This window comes from Neolewinella xylanilytica (genome assembly GCF_002934605.1).
Lineage (GTDB): Bacteria > Bacteroidota > Bacteroidia > Chitinophagales > Saprospiraceae > Neolewinella > Neolewinella xylanilytica.
In genome coordinates this window covers 1-1,476 of sequence record NZ_PTJC01000004.1, presented here as the reverse complement: position 1 = coordinate 1,476, position 1,476 = coordinate 1, and the positions used below count along the sequence as shown (strand labels likewise).

1 protein-coding gene is annotated in these 1,476 nt (G+C 38.2%); it reads right to left on the bottom strand.

Annotated features, from left to right (window positions below; translation table 11 throughout):
• Positions 1 to 280 precede the first annotated feature (280 nt).
• Positions 281 to 700 (bottom strand): hypothetical protein, encoded by a 420-nt coding sequence (locus tag CLV84_RS00025; protein ID WP_104417692.1) that lies wholly within the window; start codon positions 698 to 700, stop codon positions 281 to 283.
• Between the last annotated feature and the right edge of the window lie 776 nt (positions 701 to 1,476).

The following is a 1,476-nucleotide window of genomic DNA, read 5'->3' as shown; positions in this document are numbered from 1 at the left end:
GTACAATGAGTTTCTGCAAATCGCTCTACCAAGTCTCGTTTTGCTAATCAGACGAACTCATCAGTTCCTGCAGGCTATTAGTTTCCGCCAACGGGTGCGCCACCGCAGGCCGGCTACCACCAACCAACATCTGGATTTGCAAAAGGCTTAAGATAGCCTTTTAAAGTTTTCATCGACATCCAAAAGCATTACCGCCGGCTTGACGATGGCGCAATGTTGGGCGAATTAATAAAAAGTCTCTAATGATAGGTCGGATGAATTACGTGAGCCAAAGTTTAAATCAGGATTTAATATTCGTGTCTTTAAGCCAATAATTTCCAAACATCCCATCTTCCACATAGACCTTACGGTAATCTATATTATATACCATTAGTAAATATAATAAATCAATATAATTACTCATAGGATTGTGCTTTATAACAAATTGGATACTACTATCCGTAACCTTTTTGTCTATGAATATCCAGTTATCCTTTTCAGCAGCAAGTTTAAACTCCCATTCACTCATTATATAAGCGTTGTTTTTGCACTCTTCTGTGGTCCATGTCGTGAAAGATCTCTTGACCTCTTTGGGCAATTTATCTATCCATCTATTTGTATTTATTACGGCTTTCAAAACTCTCACCGTAAGTTCAACATGTGAGCTTATTGCCTCTGATTCATCGCATTCATTAATATTTATGCTAACTAAACGGTTCATTGATATGTAATTTTTTAGATCGTCACAGTAAAACGCGTTTTAGGCTAAACATGATATTTTCCGCAATCGAAATTGCGACTAGTACACAGAGAGATATAATAACTTTGACAAAACAGTGGAATTAACGTTTCGAAGCTTTAATTAGGGGTTCTCTTATATCATTTACTAAATACTTTGGGTTTCCCATAGTGCTTAAATACTGAACACAAATCCCCTTGTTTGTATCCGTAATTTTTAGTTTTATTACCTTTCCCGACTTATAATTTATCGAAACAAAAGTATCCCATTTGTCGCGAATGACCCTATGGTGGTAACCATCTCCTATCGATTTTAGTGGATGAAGTAAACTTTTCATCATACTTGAACTATATATTACAACCGTGTCATTAGTCAAATTGATATTGTAGAAACGATTTATAGGGTAGATACTTATAGAACTGAGTGAGTCAGGATGTACATTTTGCAACGATGCAGTTATATCACTAACTTTTTGCGAAGTGAATGCTCCATATATAATGAATCCAAAGATAGTGGCAGTAATCACTACGAATAGATTAATCCATATTTTTGTATAGCTCATAGAAACTTATGATATAGCGATGTGGCATTTTGAGGTGGTCAATTTCGCCCAACGGGTGCGCCACCGTCTGCCCGGGATACACCGACCACGGCACAGAATTCAGCCCCCAATACTAGCCTTTCCGGCGATAGAGAACATGGGCCAAAACCCGCAGCGCCAGCGGAGGCTTTTGGCCCATTGTGAACATCGACGGAAA